This is a genomic window from Mucilaginibacter sp. NFR10 (genome assembly GCF_900100445.1).
GTDB classification, from domain to species: Bacteria; Bacteroidota; Bacteroidia; order Sphingobacteriales; family Sphingobacteriaceae; genus Mucilaginibacter; species Mucilaginibacter rubeus.
On record NZ_FMTV01000002.1, the window covers coordinates 560,169 to 577,642 of the forward strand.

General features: G+C 43.5%; 14 protein-coding genes. 10 read left to right on the top strand and 4 right to left on the bottom strand.

From position 1 onward, the window contains the following. Positions 1 to 29 precede the first annotated feature (29 nt). A complete protein-coding gene (locus BLP33_RS10260; protein ID WP_090527182.1) occupies positions 30 to 1,172 on the bottom strand; it encodes an efflux RND transporter periplasmic adaptor subunit in 1,143 nt (380 codons plus the stop codon). A gap of 117 nt (positions 1,173 to 1,289) precedes the next feature. After that, the gene (locus tag BLP33_RS10265) at positions 1,290 to 1,691 is read right to left on the bottom strand and encodes a hypothetical protein (RefSeq protein WP_090527185.1); all 402 of its coding nucleotides are present in this window, start codon (positions 1,689 to 1,691) and stop codon (positions 1,290 to 1,292) included. A gap of 250 nt (positions 1,692 to 1,941) precedes the next feature. Between BLP33_RS10265 and BLP33_RS10270 the strand changes: the two genes are divergently transcribed. From BLP33_RS10270 to BLP33_RS10310, 9 genes are all read left to right on the top strand, one after another. Further along, positions 1,942 to 3,555, top strand: coding sequence for a Na+/H+ antiporter (locus BLP33_RS10270; protein ID WP_175489982.1), 1,614 nt, complete (start codon positions 1,942 to 1,944; stop codon positions 3,553 to 3,555). Positions 3,556 to 3,614: 59 nt separating this feature from the next. After that, a complete protein-coding gene (locus BLP33_RS10275; RefSeq protein WP_175489983.1) occupies positions 3,615 to 4,958 on the top strand; it encodes a deoxyguanosinetriphosphate triphosphohydrolase in 1,344 nt (447 codons plus the stop codon). Between the two features lie 60 nt (positions 4,959 to 5,018). Continuing rightward, a complete protein-coding gene (locus tag BLP33_RS10280; RefSeq protein ID WP_175489984.1) occupies positions 5,019 to 5,921 on the top strand; it encodes a helix-turn-helix domain-containing protein in 903 nt (300 codons plus the stop codon). Positions 5,922 to 6,203: 282 nt separating this feature from the next. Next, a complete protein-coding gene (locus BLP33_RS10285) occupies positions 6,204 to 6,791 on the top strand; it encodes a TetR/AcrR family transcriptional regulator (RefSeq protein ID WP_090527190.1) in 588 nt (195 codons plus the stop codon). Between the two features lie 102 nt (positions 6,792 to 6,893). Then, on the top strand, positions 6,894 to 8,066 hold the full coding sequence (locus tag BLP33_RS10290; RefSeq protein ID WP_090527193.1) for an efflux RND transporter periplasmic adaptor subunit: 1,173 nt from the start codon (positions 6,894 to 6,896) through the stop codon (positions 8,064 to 8,066). A 51-nt stretch (positions 8,067 to 8,117) separates the two neighbouring features. Continuing rightward, a complete protein-coding gene (locus BLP33_RS10295; RefSeq protein WP_090527196.1) occupies positions 8,118 to 11,273 on the top strand; it encodes an efflux RND transporter permease subunit in 3,156 nt (1,051 codons plus the stop codon). 36 nt (positions 11,274 to 11,309) lie between these two features. Beyond that, the gene (locus tag BLP33_RS10300; protein WP_090527198.1) at positions 11,310 to 12,719 is read left to right on the top strand and encodes an efflux transporter outer membrane subunit; all 1,410 of its coding nucleotides are present in this window, start codon (positions 11,310 to 11,312) and stop codon (positions 12,717 to 12,719) included. Positions 12,720 to 12,966: 247 nt separating this feature from the next. Next, complete coding sequence (locus tag BLP33_RS10305; RefSeq protein WP_090527202.1) at positions 12,967 to 13,566, top strand: TetR/AcrR family transcriptional regulator; 600 nt, start codon at positions 12,967 to 12,969, stop codon at positions 13,564 to 13,566. Between the two features lie 3 nt (positions 13,567 to 13,569). Continuing rightward, on the top strand, positions 13,570 to 14,166 hold the full coding sequence (locus tag BLP33_RS10310; protein ID WP_090527205.1) for a TetR/AcrR family transcriptional regulator: 597 nt from the start codon (positions 13,570 to 13,572) through the stop codon (positions 14,164 to 14,166). A gap of 3 nt (positions 14,167 to 14,169) precedes the next feature. On the opposite strand, the gene rpiA is transcribed toward BLP33_RS10310, so the two are convergent. Further along, the gene (gene rpiA, locus BLP33_RS10315) at positions 14,170 to 14,859 is read right to left on the bottom strand and encodes a ribose 5-phosphate isomerase A (RefSeq protein ID WP_090527208.1); all 690 of its coding nucleotides are present in this window, start codon (positions 14,857 to 14,859) and stop codon (positions 14,170 to 14,172) included. Between the two features lie 257 nt (positions 14,860 to 15,116). Continuing rightward, entirely contained in the window at positions 15,117 to 15,686 is a 570-nt protein-coding gene (locus tag BLP33_RS10320; protein WP_090527209.1) for an RNA polymerase sigma-70 factor, read from the bottom strand. A gap of 630 nt (positions 15,687 to 16,316) precedes the next feature. Between BLP33_RS10320 and BLP33_RS10325 the strand changes: the two genes are divergently transcribed. Beyond that, positions 16,317 to 17,444, top strand: coding sequence for a FecR family protein (locus BLP33_RS10325; protein ID WP_175489985.1), 1,128 nt, complete (start codon positions 16,317 to 16,319; stop codon positions 17,442 to 17,444). The last annotated feature ends 30 nt before the right edge of the window (positions 17,445 to 17,474 follow it).

Consider the following 17,474-nt stretch of genomic DNA (forward strand, 5'->3'; position numbering starts at 1 on the left):
CAGCCGGAAAAAGGAAACCTTGGCAATAATTATTTCATTGCCAGCAACGAATCTTTTGCCATTTTCCTTGGTTTAATGATCATGCCGTCACGTACGTTCTGCGCTCCCTGGTACAAGATCCTGTCGCCTGCCTTTAAGCCGTCTTTTACAATGTAATAGGTAGAAAAACGAGTTTGCGGCGAAAAGGCCTGCATATGTAGTTTATTATCCTTGTCGACTATGTATACGTAACTTTTATCCTGGATATCAAACACCGACTGCTGTGGCACCATGATCACGCTATCGGCTTTAGTAGAGATAAAAAGTTTACCGGTAGCGCCATGCCTTAACAGCTTGTTAGGGTTAGGAAACTTCGCCCTGAAGTTGATAGAACCTGTTTTTTGTTCAATTTCTGCTTCTACAGTTTCTATTTCGCCCTGGTAGGGGAAGTCCAGTCCATCGGCTAATACCAGTTTAACCTTATCACTTGTTTGGCCCGGTGCCGATTCTTTTTTGCGGATGTATTGCAGGTATTCATTTTCAGGAAAGCTAAAATAAGCATACATGGAGCTGATATCCGAAAGACTGGTAAGCAATGTGCCTTCGTCAATCAAACTACCCGACTTAAGCGGGATCCTGTCGATGATGCCATCAAACGGCGCATGGATGTAGGTATAAGCCAGTTGGTCTTCGGCGCTTTGTACCATAGAGCGTGCTTCTTCAATGGTTGCCCGATCGGCACTCATCTTTGATTCGGCAACTTCCAGTTCAGACTTAGATATTACTTTCTTGTCAACCAGTAGTTTAACCCTTGCTACCTCAAGTTCGGTTGCTTTGGCTGCGGCCACGGCATTACTTAACGCGGCTTTAGCTTTTGACAGGTTTACTTTAAATTCCTGGTCGTTAAGCTTAAATAAAAGCTGGTCTTTTTTAACCTGCTTTCCTTCATCGATGTATATTTTTTCGAGGAAGCCGCGAACACGCGAACGGATCTCGATGTTTTTTTGTGCCTGGATATCGGCAACGTATGATTTTTGAAGAACGGTATCCTGCGTATTTAACGTAAGTACAGGCAGCTGAAGCGTATCGGAAGCGGCAGCTTCGTTACTGGTTTTAGCTTTTGATGAGCAACCCGTGACAAGTATACCGGCAGCCATGGCCAGCAGGGGTATATAAATGATGATCCTTTTCATTTTTTTCCGGATAGATTATAGGCATAGCAGTGCTAATCACGTACTGTTAGCCAATGTTAAAATTTGATTTATAAAAACATGGATTTGCCGCAAAGGGCATCTGAAACGGAAAAAGGATCAGAACGGGCTGAGCCTGAAAAGGAAATTGTAATACGCAGGCAAAAAGCCTTTGATGGATTTATTCTGGTTTTGTCGTTTTTCGACTAATGATATAACATCTGCAAGTGAGGCCTGCTGACCAGGCATTAGTGCTGATGAATAATTTACCCGGCTGGGTAAAAAGCGTATGATGGTACGGTTATGATGAGCTTCGTTAGTATCTGAATCAGGTGAATCATCCTGAACCTCCTGCTGCTGAATTTGACCGATGATCCTTTGATGGGTACGGGAAATTAAATCGGCAGCCTGGCCGGATTTTTTGTAATGGGTTAAAATTGATTCGGCGTTAGCAGGGGCTACAGCTATTGCAAGCTGGAAAAAAAATAATGCGAAGAATATTTTTTTTATCGTCGGCGCCATGATTGCGAAAATACTAAAATATTTGAAGCTATCGAAATAGGTTTGTATTTTTTTTGATATAAAATGACTTTATTTTTATTTTTTGTTGCTGTTTTTTAGGATTTTATCTTTTTATAACTCAATTTTTACTTCGATAGTTTTATTTAATGATTTCATAACAGCAAAAACGATTATTTGTTCATGCTTCCTTAATACTGCCTAATAATATAGTTTGCAAGCTTTACTCAACGAATAATTGTATTTTAGCTACATGCTGCATCACGTTATTGTTCAATGTACCTGCCTGTTAATAGTTATCCTTTTTGTGGTAATGCTGGGGCAAAAAATAAAAATAGCTTATCCCATTTTACTTGTTTTGGTTGGTTTGCCACTTGGTTTTGTTCCTTTTTTAAAGGGTATCGAAATACAGCCCGATCTGATCTTTGTTATTTTTCTGCCGCCTTTGTTATATGAATCGGCCTGGAACACATCCTGGAAAGATTTTTGGAAATGGCGCAGGGTGATCTCCAGCTTCGCGTTTCTGATCGTTATTTTAACATCGTGCTTAATTGCAGTAGTGTCAAATAGCCTGATAGCAGGTTTTACCTTGCCCCTGGGTTTTTTGCTCGGCGGGATAATTTCACCACCTGACGCCGTATCAGCAAGCAATATCCTTAAAAATATCAAAATACCTAAACGCTTTATTTCCATTGTTGAGGGCGAAAGTTTGATGAACGATGCATCGAGCCTGGTGATATTCAGGTTTGCGCTTGCCGCGGTTGTTACCGGCAAATTTGCATTAGGACAAGCCACGCTAAGTTTTGTACTGGTAATTGTAATGGGTATCGTTATTGGATTGACCGTAGGTTTGATTTTTTATGCCATACACCGCTGGCTGCCAACAACAGCTAATATTGATATTATCCTTACGTTTGTTACTCCTTATGCCATGTACATGGTAGCCGAAGAGTTCCATTTTTCGGGCGTGCTGGCCGTTGTGAGCGGCGGATTGTTCCTGTCGTCCCAAAGGCATGTGATATTAAGTTACCGCAGCCGGTTGCAGGGGGTTAACGTTTGGGAAACAGTTGCCTTTGTTTTAAACGGTTTCGTTTTTATACTGATAGGGTTAGAATTTCCGGTGATCATCAAGGCGCTTGGCCCCGAGGGGCTGCGACCGGCTATAAACTATAGCCTTATCATAACAGGCGTGTTAATAGTAGCCCGTTTAGCCAGCACTTTTGGTGCTTCCGTGTTTACCGTTTTCATTAGCCGTTACATCACTACAGCCGATCCGAGCCCGGGTTGGAAGGGGCCGTTATTGCTGGGTTGGGCAGGGATGCGGGGTGTGGTTTCACTTGCCGCTGCCTTGAGTATCCCCGAGCTTTTACCGTCGGGCGCTGCCTTTCCTCAACGTAACCTTATTTTGTTTATCACATTCGTGGTGATCATGTTTACACTGGTGGTTCAGGGCCTTACGTTGCCCTTATTGGTGAAGTTTGTAAATATGCCCGATCGCGACTATACCGTTTCGCCGGAGCAGCAAAAGCAGTTGGTCAGGAAAAAGTTATCGAGGTTAGCTTTACAAATACTTGAAGATAAATATGCCGATAGATTAGACGGCAACGATATGATCAAGGCATTCAGGTTAAGGTTGAGTGCCGATATGGAACTGCTGAAAGACTGGGAAAAAGATGGCAGTGAACAACGCGCCGATAATTTTTATCATGATTACCGCGTAATTTTAAATGATGTAATGGCACAGCAGCGGACCTTGTTACTTACGCTGAATAAAAAAGAAAACATCAGCGATGATATTGTAAAGCAGCAATTGGATCTGCTTGATTTGGAAGAAGAGAAATTAAGGCAGCATTTTGAGGTGGTGTAGCTTATTATTTCTTTCATGCATAATGGCTACTTTTGCCGCTCTATATACATCAAACTATAATGAACTGGGATCAACTCTTATCGGCAAAACGCTGGGGTTACGAGGATAAATATATTGCAAACCATATCGACGCACGATCGGAGTTTCAGCGGGATTACGACCGGATAATTTTTTCATCCCCCTTCAGGAGGTTGCAGAACAAAACCCAGGTATTCCCTTTGCCCGGAAGCATTTTTGTACATAACCGGCTTACGCATAGTTTGGAGGTAGCCAGTGTGGGCCGCTCGTTAGGGCGGATGCATTTCAACCGGATGCTTAAAGAAGATCCGGATGTAGAAAGGAAATATCCGCTGATCAGTGAGATCGGTAATATGGTGGCTGCCGCCTGCTTAGCCCATGATTTGGGTAATCCCGCCTTTGGTCATTCGGGCGAATCAGCCATTTCACATTATTTTGCGGAAGGAGCAGGTAAGGATTACAAAGACACTGTTACCGCGCAGCAATGGGAAGATTTGACGCATTTTGAAGGTAACGCCAATGCCCTGAGATTATTAACGCATCCGTTTGCCGGTAAAGGCCGGGGGAGTTTGGCATTGACTTATTCAACCATCGCTTCTATTGCAAAATACCCCTGTTCATCTGTAGCCGGGCATAAAAAGGGTATCATCTACCGAAAGAAATACGGATTTTTCGCTTCCGAGCAACAGGACTTTGAAAAGATAGCCAATGATTTGGGTTTGATCAGGGTAGAGGACGATGAACTTATTTACAAAAGGCATCCCCTGGTGTACCTGGTTGAAGCTGCGGATGATATTTGCTACAATGTCGTTGATCTGGAAGATGCCCATCGCCTTAAAATACTCTCCTATGAGGAAGTGAAAGCATTGCTAATACCGTTGTGTACTATTCCCAGGATGGAAGAGCGACTGGAAGAGTTTGATGATACAGATGCCAAAGTTGGCTATTTGAGGGCAATAGCCATAAATACTTTGGTAAACCAATGTTCAAATCTGTTTTATGACAAACAGGAAGAGATCATGAACGGTGATTTTAATTCGGCGCTGATGGATGCGATTGAAGAACCGCTCCGGTCTGCCATGAAAGCAATCGAAAAGGTTTCTGTAAAAAAGATCTACAACTATAGTTCGGTAGTGCAAAAGGAAGTTGCTGGTTATAAGGTAATGGGTGGTTTATTGGAAGAGTTTGTCCCTGCTTATTTAAAAAATAATTCAAAATACCACGAGAAACTGATCGAACTGATCCCTAAACAGTTTTTAACCAAAGCCAATGACGATTATTCAAAGATCCAGACCGTTCTTGACTTTGTTTCGGGCATGACCGATCTGTATGCGGTTGAGTTGTTCAGAAAAATTAAGGGGATTTCGTTCCCGTCAATGAGCTGATATACACGAATGCCCGGACGAGGCGTAATAATTCGTGCAAATAATAGTTATTATTGCCCTATGCCGAAAGATATCCGACCTGTACAGATGCATACCATGGAGCAATTGCTTGCTCCGCTTGGTGTTACCAATCAGTATAAAGGCCTGCATATTATGTCGTTTAATCCGGGGGATATTGAGGTGCCTATTTTGCATCCCTTCCGGTCAGACCATTTTTTTTTAACGCTTGTTCATGAAGGTGAGCTATCAATTAATGCCAACCTTTTGGAGTACAACTTAAAAAAGAATAACATCCTGATGGTAGCGCCCAATACCGTTCGCCAGTTTCTGAATGTTTCGCCAGATTGCAGGCTTACCTCGATCATATTTACCTCGGCTTATCTATCTGCTACCAGTATCCACACAAAAAATGTGGAAGCGTTTGATTTTTTATCATCGCAGGTAAATCCGTTACTGGTTATTGATCAGGAGCCGGCCGATAATCTTATATCAATTATGAAAATCCTTGAAAGTAAAATGGATAATCGTAATGATCTGGCATTCCAGGATGAAGTTGTGCTAAGCATTTTTACCGGTTTTGTTTATGAGATAGGCGCGCTATATCAAAAGCAACAAAAAATAGCGGAAGTAAAGGGTACACGAAAGGAGGAACTGACTTTTCGGTTTCTAAAAATCCTTCCGCAGCATTTTAAGGAAGAAAGAAGCGTACAGGCTTATGCTGCCATGCTGAATATCACCCCTAAATACCTTTCGCAAACTGTAAAGGAAATAACTGGCAAAACCGCGGGCGAGTTCATTGACGAGATTGTGATCCTGGAAGCTAAAGTCGCCCTTAACGACCCCTCGTTAACCATAGCCCAGATTGCTGCTTATCTCAACTTTGCCGATCAGTTCTTTTTTAGCAAGTTTTTCAAAAAACAATGCGGTACCAGTCCCAGTAAATACCGTCAAACGCCTTTATAAGCCTATAGCCCTCCCTGGAGAAATTCTTCTCAGTCCGATCTCATTGGTGCGTAGTTACTACGCTATTCGTTATAATTTTAATTGCAAATGATAAGTATCGTTGCAACGCTGTAATTATTATTACCATTCCATTACAATGTTTTTAGTGAAAACGACTTTTTGACATATTGCGCCATCCTTTAAACATTCTGCAAAAACGATAATTGAGCCACTTTTGCCCTGTCATCAGTTGTTGATGCAGCCGGGCGTAATAGTGTGCCCGGTTAAACGCCAGGTTTGTTTATGCCGATAAGGGACACAGGTGCCGAACAATTAATTAAGGACACCGCTAAACACATTTTTTTTGCCGAGGGCCGGCTCCATGCCAATACCCAGGATATCGCCGACGCGGCCGGTGTAAGCCGCACCTTGTTAAATTACTATTTCCGCACTAAGGACGTTTTAATTGAACAGGTGTTTAAGGAAGCAATGCTTGCTTTAACAACCCGTCTCGACGCTGTTATGGCATCCGACATGCCGTTTAAAAGCAAGGTTGAAAGCTTTATAGAGTTGTTTTTAACTGAGGCCAACAATTATCCCTACCAGGAAACTTTCCTGATCACCGAGATCAATTCAAACATCTGTAAGTACACAAACGAGGCCAGGCCGCATCATATCAATAAGTTCATGGAGCAGATCGGCGCCGAAATGGAAGCAGGTAATATTGAACGGATGAACCCCATGCATTTTGTGCTGAACCTGTTTTCGCTGATGTCATACCCGCTTATCATGGGGCCCATATATAAAAAGGCCTTTAACCTGAGCAACGAAAGTTATACCTGCCTCATTAATGAGCGAAAGAAGATGATCTGTAAAATGATTTTCCAGTAAAAAATTTATCCGGTGATTAACGCAATCGTCAAACAAAATAATTTAACACACATCACAATGTCTTCAATATCAATTCACTCCAATAACTACAAGTTTATATTTATGAAAAATACAGTTCAACTGCTAACCGGCTTTGGGGTCGCCTTAATTTTATTGTCGTCATGTGGCGGCAGCCAAAACCAGGGCGGCGCCATGGCTGCGGGAGCTCCCCAACCACCGCAAAGCTACCCGGTTTTTAAAATCAGTTTACATGACGCTACGCTAAACAACGAATACCCTGCCACACTCCAGGGGCAGCAGAATATAGAGATCCGTCCTAAAGTTGATGGTTATGTAGATAAGATCTACATTGACGAGGGCAGCGTTGTAAAAAAGGGCCAGCTGCTTTTTAAGCTCAGCGCGCCGCAATATGCCCAGGATGTAAACACCGCGACCGCGGCCATAGCCAGTGCCGAAGCTGATGTAAGCGCTGCCCAACTGCAGGTTAACAAGACCAGGCCGTTGGTTGAAAAAGATATCATCAGCCATTATGAGCTTGAATCGGCGGAGTATACATTAAAAGCCCGCAAGGCCACCCTCGCTCAGGCAAAAGCCAGTTTAGCAAACGCCGAAACCAATTTAGGTTATACGGTAATAACCAGCCCGGTTGATGGCGTGGTAGGGGCCATTCCTTATAAATTAGGTAGCCTCATCACCGGTTCAACCGCGCAGCCATTAACAACAGTATCCAATATTGGTAAAGTGTATGCCTACTTCGCGCTGAATGAAAAGCAGCTGCTTGATTTTTCGAGAACGGTAAAAGGAAAAACCATGAATGAAAAGCTGGCTAACACGCCGCCTGTTTCACTGGTATTGCCGGATGGCAGCACCTATGCCGAAAAAGGTAAAGTGGAAACCATCAGCGGTTTAATTAATACCGAAACCGGATCGGCAAGTTACCGGGCAGCATTCCCTAACCCTGTTGGCCTGATCCGCAGCGGCGGAAGTGCTACTATACAGATCCCCCAGACTGTAAAAGATGCCGTGCTAATCCCTCAAAAGGCCGCTTATGAGCTGCAGGGAAAGCATTTTGTGTATGTGGTTGACGGTAAAGGAGCGGTTAAAAATACCGAAGTGAGCGTTATGGACCTCACCACAGGCCAATATTATGTAGTTACCGAGGGCCTTAAGGCAGGTGATACCATTGTTACCGATGGCGCAGGCAGTTTAAAAGACGGTATGGTTATCAAACCGGAAGTACAGGAAAACGCCGTGGTATATAAAGATCTAAAATAATTTTCACAACACCGGCCGGATTCCTTTTTACCCGGCATCAACATAAACAATATGTTACGTACATTCATTGAAAGACCAGTATTATCTACCGTAATATCGGTAATTATAGTCATACTGGGTATCCTGGGCCTTGCAACCTTGCCCATATCAGAATACCCCGATATAGCACCGCCTACCGTGCAGGTATCCGCATCATACCAGGGCGCTAATGCCGAAGTGGTAATGAAAAGTGTTATCGTACCGCTCGAAGAGCAAATTAACGGCGTGGAGAATATGACCTACATGACCTCTACTGCAAGTAATGACGGTAGCGCTGTTATCACTGTTTATTTTAAACAAGGTACCGACCCCGACCTGGCGGCGGTAAACGTGCAGAATAGGGTGTCAAAAGCCACCAGTTTGCTCCCTGCCGAGGTTACCAAGGCAGGCGTTACCACCAGTAAACGCCAAAGCAGTATGGTGATGGTATTTTCCCTGTCGAGCGATAATAAAAGCTACGACGAGAAATTTTTGCAGAACTACGCCAACATTAACGTGCTGCCGCAGATCAAGCGTATCAGCGGTGTAGGTGATGCATCCTCATTTGGCATACAGGATTATTCCATGCGTATTTGGTTAAAGCCCGATGTAATGGCCACCTACGGCCTTGTGCCCGATGACGTGAACAATGCCCTGGCCGAGCAAAATATTGAGGCCGCGCCGGGTAAAGTAGGAGAGAACGATAACCAGTCGTTCCAGTATGTATTGAAATATAAAGGCAGGCTTACCAGTGTGCCTGAGTTTGAAAACATCGTTATCCGCTCCTCAACCAAAGGTCAGCTGTTGCGCCTGAAAGATATAGCGCGGGTTGAGCTTGGCGCGCAAAGTTACGCCAATGCTACTACCATGAATGGCAAACCTGCGGTAGCTATAGCCATTTATCAAACCGCGGGTTCAAACGCGCATGAGTTAATTAAAAACTGCGAGCAGACCATTGAGGCGGCGTCGAAAACGTTCCCTGCGGGCATTAGTTATACTTCCCTTTTTAGTGTTAATGACTTTTTAGATGCTTCGATAGAAAAAGTTGTGCACACCCTGATTGAAGCATTTGTATTGGTGTTTATCGTAGTGTTCGTATTCCTTCAGGATTTCCGTTCCACGCTGATCCCGGCTATCGCGGTGCCTGTGGCTATTGTGGGTACTTTTTTCTTTCTGCAACTGTTTGGTTTTACCATTAACCTGCTTACGCTATTTGCCATGGTGCTGGCCATTGGTATTGTGGTGGATGATGCCATTGTGGTGGTTGAGGCCGTACACGCCAAGCTTGATCATGGGGCTAAATCGGCAAAAGCGGCTACAATCAGCGCCATGAATGACATCAGCGGCGCTATAGTATCCATCACTTTGGTAATGGCTGCCGTGTTTATCCCGGTAACGTTCATTACCGGTTCAACCGGGGTGTTTTATAAACAGTTTGGTTTAACGCTTGCTGTCGCGATTTTTATATCTGCAGTAAACGCTTTAACATTAAGCCCGGCATTGTGCGCGCTGTTATTGAAACCGCATCCCGAAGGCGAGCATCATAAAACAGGCCTGTTACAAAGATTTTATACAGCCTTTAATACCAGTTTTGATACAATTACCCGCAAATACAAAAAATCTGTAAGCTTTCTTGCGGCCAAAAAATGGCTCTCGATTGCCGGCATTGCGGTTTTTGGGTTGATATTTTGGTTCCTGCTAAAAACAACGCCATCGGGCTTTGTGCCTAATGAAGATCAGGGTTTTATTATTGGCGATATCTCATTGCCGCCTGCCGCGTCACTGGAGCGTACTACCGAGGTTATCGACAAGGTATCAGGTATGGTAAGGTCCCTGCCCGAAGTGGAGTCGACTATCAGGGTTGCAGGTCAAGGCATACTGAGCGGCGCGGGTGGCTCATATGGCTTAATCATGGTTAAGCTGAAACCCTGGGACAAACGCACGGCCAAAGGATCTGATGTGAACACCGTTATCGGTAAACTATTTGGCATGACAGCCGGTATTAAAGGTGCTACCGTCCTGTTCTTTGCCCCGCCAACTTTGCAAGGCTTTGGTAACAGCAGCGGTTTCGAGTTCCAGGTGCAGGACAAAACCGGCGGCGACATTGTGAAATTTGCCGAAATAAACGGCAAGTTCCTGGGCGCATTAAACCAGCGTCCGGAAATTCAATATGCGTCTACGTTTTTTAATACCAACTTCCCGCAGTTTTTGGTTGATGTTAATGTGGCTAAATGTAAGGATGCCGGTATTACTGTAAACTCGGTATTAAGCGCCTTACAGGGATATTTTGGGGGTGTTTATGCCTCCAACTTTAACGAATTTGGCAAGCAATACCGTGTAATGATCCAGGCAGATGCCGCTTACAGGGGTACCACCGGCAGCCTGAACAACATGTATGTGCGCAATGCCAATAATACGATGGCGCCCATATCTGAGTTTGTTACGCTGAAAAAGGTTTACGGCCCTGAATCAGTTAACCGTTTTAACCTGTTTACTTCTATTTCGGTAAACGGCGCTCCGAAACCGGGCTTCAGCACAGGCGATGCCATTAAAGCCATTCAGGAAGTAGGCGCAAAGACATTGCCTGCCGGTTATGGATTCGAGTTTTCGGGCCTTACCCGCGAGGAGATTGCCAGCGGCAGTCAAACTATTTTTATTTTCCTGCTGTGTTTAGTGTTTGTATACTTCTTATTAAGTGCGCAGTACGAGAGCTATATCCTGCCATTTGCTGTATTACTGTCACTGCCTATAGGTTTGGCCGGCGCGTTCATTTTCGCCAGGATTTTCGGCATCCAAAATAATATTTATTTGCAGATCACCCTCATCATGCTCATCGGCCTGTTAGCCAAAAATGCCATCCTGATAGTTGAGTTTGCGGTAGCCCGCAGGCGTAACGGCGAAAGCATTGTGCAGGCCGCTATTGATGGCTCGGTTGCCCGTTTAAGGCCTATTCTGATGACATCTTTCGCATTTATACTGGGCTTAGTCCCGCTAATGATTGCATCAGGAGCAGGTGCCGAAGGTAACCGCTCAATAGGTACAGGCGCTGTAGGCGGGATGCTGATCGGTACCATATTCGGTGTGTTTGTGATCCCGGTACTGTTCATCATCTTCCAGTCGCTCCAGGAACGCGTAAGCGGTAAACCTGCCGGAAAAGAAATAGAAATTGAAACCGAAACGATAGCCTGACCGCAAAATTTTTAAGAACAATAAATAAGCAAAAAAATGATCCATTCATATAAACGGCAAATACTGGCTACGCTGGCAGCAACCGCGGTACTTGCCTCATGTGTTACAAAAAAATACCAGCAGCCGGTAGTAAATACCGATAAGTTGTATCGCGATACCACTATCAGCGATACCACATCAATGGCCAGCATGCCGGTAAGCCAGCTATTTTCTGATACCGTACTGGTAAACCTGATCCAGGAGGGGCTACGTGAAAACCTCGATTTAAAAACTGCCGTACAGCGCATTAACGAGGCGCAGGCAACATTTAACCAAAGCAAGGCGGCATATCTGCCAAGCCTGGAAGGAAGCGGAACCGTTACGCGGGCAAAAACATCAGCAGCAAGCTTAAATTTTCCGCCTGAGTTTGCCAACTCGTTCAACCTGAAAACCACTACTTACCAGGCAGCCTTGAGTACCAGTTGGGAGGCCGATATCTGGGGTAAATTAAGCAGTTCGAAAAGAGCGGCGCTGGCATCATTGCTGCAAAGTGACGCTGCTAAAAGAGCGGTTCAAACCCAGCTCATAGCCGATATAGCAAACGCTTATTATAACCTGCTGGCGCTTGATGAGCAATTGGCTATCACTCAGCAAACCCTTACCATACGGGTAAAAGATGTAGAGACCGTAAAAGCCCTGAAGGAAGGGGCTGTTGTAAACGGAGCGGCGGTGGTACAAAGCGAAGCTAACCGTTATGCCGCCGAGGTTACCATCCCCGATCTTAAACAAAGCATCCGCGAAGCCGAGAATGCATTAAGCATTTTGCTGGCAAGGGCCCCGGGCACTATCAAACGTACAACGCTAAGCGAGCAGAAACCCGTAGCCGACCTGAAAACGGGCATCCCATCCCAGCTCTTAAAAAACCGCCCGGATGTGCAGGAAGCTGAGTTTGCCTTCAGGAGCGCGTTTGAAAATACCAACCTGGCACGTACTTATTTTTATCCGCAGCTTACCATTACCGGGCAGGCCGGTTTATCAACCCTGCAGTTGAAGAACTTTTTTGATCATTCCATATTTTACAACTTTGTTGGCGGCATTACCCAGCCCATTTTTAACAAAGGTCAAAACCGGGCGCGTTTAAGAACAGCACAAGCCCAGCAACAGGAAGCTTATTATGCTTATCAAAAATCATTACTCACGGCGGGGCAGGAGGTAACCAACGCGTTGTTCTCCTATCAAAACGCCATTGAAAAACAAGGTTCAAGGGTTAAACAGTTGCAGGCGCTCGAAAAATCGGTTGATTATACCAAGGAGTTGCTGCGTTACAGCTCGGCAACTAACTATACCGATGTTTTAACTTCAGAACAAAACTTGCTTGCTGCCCAGTTAAGCGGCGTTAACGATCATTTGCAGGAATTACAAGCCATAGTTAACCTTTACCGCGCTTTAGGGGGTGGCTGGAAATAGATGGAATTACCTCCCTGTTAATCAAGAAGCCCGGTTTGCAATTGAGCTGCCGGGCTTTTTTATAGCCAGTGGTGATTTTGACATATTTTGAAGTTGTTTAAACATTTATTATCTATGCCAACTAATTGATTTTTGTAAAACCTGTTATCATACAATCATCTAAACCAAATTGATAATTTAATTATGGTTAATTATTTATTAATGAATAAATTAAAGTAAATTTTGCTTGTGATTGAGAGGTTAAAACATGGGAAGTAAAGAACGGATATTGCGGCAAAAGGATGATACCCGCCGAAAAATACTGGACGCTGCGTTGGATATGATCAAGTGTGAGGGATGTGATGCGTTAAGTATGCGGAAACTTGCTGAGCATATCGAGTACACGGCTCCCGCTATTTACGAATATTTTGAAAGCAAGGAAGCTTTGTACACCGAGCTTGCCCGCAAGGGACACCTGAAACTGGCAGCTATGGTGAAGTTGGCAAAAGAGGCACATACAGACGCCATTGAACAGATGGAGGCTATGTGGTTGGCTTACTGGAACTTTGCGATTGCCTATAAGGAGCTTTACCAGTTGATGTTTGCCGTTGGTACAGGTTGCAGCCCGGTAGAAAACCGGATAGCGGAAGCATTGGTTTTTCCGGAGATGGTTTCTGAAGTGATCCGTACGCTATACGCGCCCCGCGAAGTAAGTGACGAAGAGGTTCAAAAAAGATATTACACCTACTGGGCCGTAATTCACGGGTTGATAGCCATTAACATGATCCAGCTCACACGGGATGAAAAAATGAACCAGGAGATCCTGATCGGCGCTATAAGAGGGATCACCGCGTTGATAACTACCTAAGCTATGATTGATAAGGAGCGGGTTTTAAACGGGAGCGAAGCGCTTTTTCTTGAAGCGGGAATAAAAAGCGTTACTATGGATGATATTGCCCGGCATTTGGGGATCTCCAAAAAAACAATTTACCAGCATTTCAGGGACAAAAACGAGCTTGTTACCGCCCTTGTAAAAAAGCGGCTGGCCGATGATGAGGCAATGCTTTGCTCAATTATTAGTGACGCGGGTAATATGATGGATGAGATGGTTGAGCTCACCAAATGTACAGGGGAGATCTTTTCGAGGGTAAACCCTGCTGTCTTGTTCGATCTGCAAAAGTACCATCATGAAGGCTGGATGTTATACCTGAAATTTAAAACAGGCTTCATGGTAAATATTATCGGGAAGCTTTTAAAAAAGGGCATCGATCAAGGGTATGTCCGTCCCGAAATTGATACCAGAATAATTGCCATTATGCGGGTTAACCAGATTGAACTTGGTTTTAACGCCTCCATATACCCGCATGTCGAATTTAATTTATGGGATGTTCAGCTGCAGCTTTTAAACCATTTTAACTATGGCGTGTGTACGCTCAAGGGTATCGCCGTTTTAAATAATCCCAACTGAGGGTTAGCGTTGAGGCCTTATAGTCCGGATACCATTTTCGCCAGCAACAATTGCCCTGCCGCCCATTTGGTAAAATAAAGAGTGTTCAACAACACCTGGTATCATTTTAACCAGGGTATTTAATTTAACCGGTTCGGGCAGTTCAGTAAATTGTACATCGATCAGCATATTGCCATTATCAGATATCAACGCACCATCTTTTTGTGTGCTCATACGCTGGGTAAGTGCAGCCTGGGGAAATAGGGTTGCCAGTTTTGCCAGTACAATTTGTAAAGCCTGGGGTAATATCTCTATAACCAGGGGATATGTAGCGTTAAGTTGGGCAGAGAATTTTCCCTCATCGCCCAGCAAAATAAATTCATGCGCCATTGAGGCAAGGATCTTTTCGGTAGTATGGATGCCGCCGCCGCTTTTCAGGGCGTTTAGCTCGTTGTCAAACTGGTCGCAGCCATCAAAATAGATATCGAGTTTATTAAGCAAGGCAGGCGACTGAATGCGCAAACCGTATGTGCTTAGCAGTTGAGTTGTTTTGAATGATGATGAGGTAAATATTAAGGAAGCCGCAAGCTTACGATCCTGGGCTAACATATTAACCAAATGAGCTATGGTGCTCCCAGCTCCCAAACCAATAATTTGATTGGGGGTAATCAAGGTTAAAGCGGCTTTAGCTGCTTCCAGTTTATAATCCGTCATGGCGCTAAGATACAGCACCTGCCGCTAATAACCTTTGTTAATTTACTCTTTTAGTCGTCTATGCCCTCCCACAACTGACTATGTGCTGTTGATATGATATGCTTTTTCATGTTATTGTTTATTTAATGATTTTAACCTTCTTTAATAATGAAGACGAATCAAAACCGGGAACATTTTAAAACAGCATAAATTTTTTGTAATCTGTTAGGATGCTATTATCGCATATCAAAATACACCACGTAAGTGTTAAAACCTGGTTATAAAAACAGCGTTAGCAGATGTGATGCTAATTTTGCCCTCAGTATTTTTAAAGAATTGTTTACCTGCTTTCTGACAGTTAAGGGGCTTATCTCCAATATTTCGGCAATTTCGTTGTGCGACAGGTTTGAATCCCTGCTTAACTCAAATATCAGTTTCATTTTTGGAGGTAAAGAGCTTACTTCGGCCTTAATCAGGGCAATAAGTTCTTTATTTCTTAAATTTTCATCCGTTGTAGATTCGCAGGTTTCCTCAAAGTTAATTAACGAAGTAATGTAATTGGCTTTTACTTTCTCGTGCTTAAAAACATTTAAAACCTTGTTCCGTACAGCGGTACACAAATAAGCCTGTAAACTGCCTTTAATATCAATTGATGTCCGTTGGTCCCATAAATGGATAAAAAGCTCCTGTAAAAGATCTTTAACGGTATCCCTGTCCGGCAATCTTTTATACGCATGCTGATACAACGCTCCGTAATAGCGCGAATGAATCGCCGTAAAAGCAGATATGTCATCTTGCCTTAACAGCGTTATCAAATCGTCGTCACTATATTTACCGTACAAAGCCATTAAAGTTTACATTGATTATAAATTTGCAAAGCGATATTTATTGATTGATGACCATTAAGGCCCGGGATAAACGAATCGCCTGAAACCGGGTCCCTGTTTATCTAATCGTATAATTGTTGTTACAAATTAAGAGGACTGGAGTGATTTTAAGCGCTAAAGTTCTACGCAACCGTTTGCGTTAATTTGGGCGAATCAGCTTTAACAAAAAGGTTCTTGCCCTCAATGCAAGCGCTATGTCGCTTTAATCAGCTGATTAAGAGCGCTATTTTTAACTGATTGGTAAAGATTTTACCGTCGGGGTAATTAATGCAGGCTTTCAATAACAACACTTCGCGCTTATAAAACTCAAAAAACATATTTATAAGCCTTGTTGCGATAAACAAACGTTTGCGTTGAATTTATTTGTGATAAATTCTTATATCCGAAAGCATTAACGATCTTGATCCGGCGACTTGAAATAGCTGAATATAAGCCAGGTGTTCAATAAGCTTTCTTACAATAATAGCAGGTGATACCTTCCCCCAATCTATGATCTGGTAAATTATTTTCAATTTTTTTATTTTCATCTACTCCCTCCCCCCGGTTGTAGTTGTATATGGGGTAATAAGGATGATATATCCTTTAACGATTATGCAACCACAAGACATCGAAGATTTAATAGAACGGTATAACAGCGGCATGACTACTCCGGCAGAGAATGCTTTGGTTGAAAGCTGGTATTTAAAATACAAGCACAGCGATCCTTATTTGTCGCAGGAGCAATTGGAAGAAGATCAGAAAGAGAGCCTTCATAATCTGCTGAATGAAATACAGGGAAGAACAAAAAGGATACAATTATCGCGTTGGGCAATAGCTGCTTCAATACTTTTTTTTATGGCTGTGGGGGGATACTTTTTTACCATTAATAATAATTCCCGCCGGCAAATAGCTGCAATTAAGCCTCAGAAACAGGATGTAGCCCCCGGCGGAAACAAAGCCATATTAACATTAGGGGATGGGAGTACCATTGTATTAAATGGTGCAAAGATTGGAAAACTCGCACGTCAGGGTAACATCGTTATAAAAAAAGCCGCCGATGGCCAAATTAGTTATAAGGATGTTGTTGTGGACTTCCATCCGTCAAAGAACATTATATACAACACCGCAGCTACGCCGCAAGGCGGGCAGTATCAATTTATTTTGGCCGATGGTACTAAAGTATGGTTAAACGCATCGTCATCAATAAAATACCCGGTAGTTTTTAATGGTAACGAACGTAGGGTAGAACTTACCGGCGAGGCCTATTTTGAAGTTGCACACAATGCCAAAAAGCCGTTCAAAGTTATTTCAAACGGGCAAACAGTAGAGGTATTAGGCACCCATTTCAATATCAATGCTTACAATGATGAACAGGCTGTTAAAACTACCCTGCTCGAAGGCAGTGTAAAAGTGTCAGCCGGGAAAGTGAGTAATATCATTAAACCGGGCCAGCAGGCAAGGTTTGACCGCGGCCTGATCGATGTTATGAATGTAGATGCGGATGAAGTGGTGGCCTGGAAAAATGGCTTTTTCTTTTTTGAAGACAATAATATTCAGGAAGTAATGCGGCAGCTTTCGCGCTGGTATGGTGTGGAGATCAAATATGAAGGACAATTACCCTCACGGCGGTTTTCGGGCGAAATTTCCAGGAACGTCAATCTGTCACAAATACTGGATATTCTGAGCTTTAAGCAAATACATTACAAAATAGATGGGAAAATAATTATTGTAATGAATTAACACCTGTAATTAACCAATTATTCACCTCAA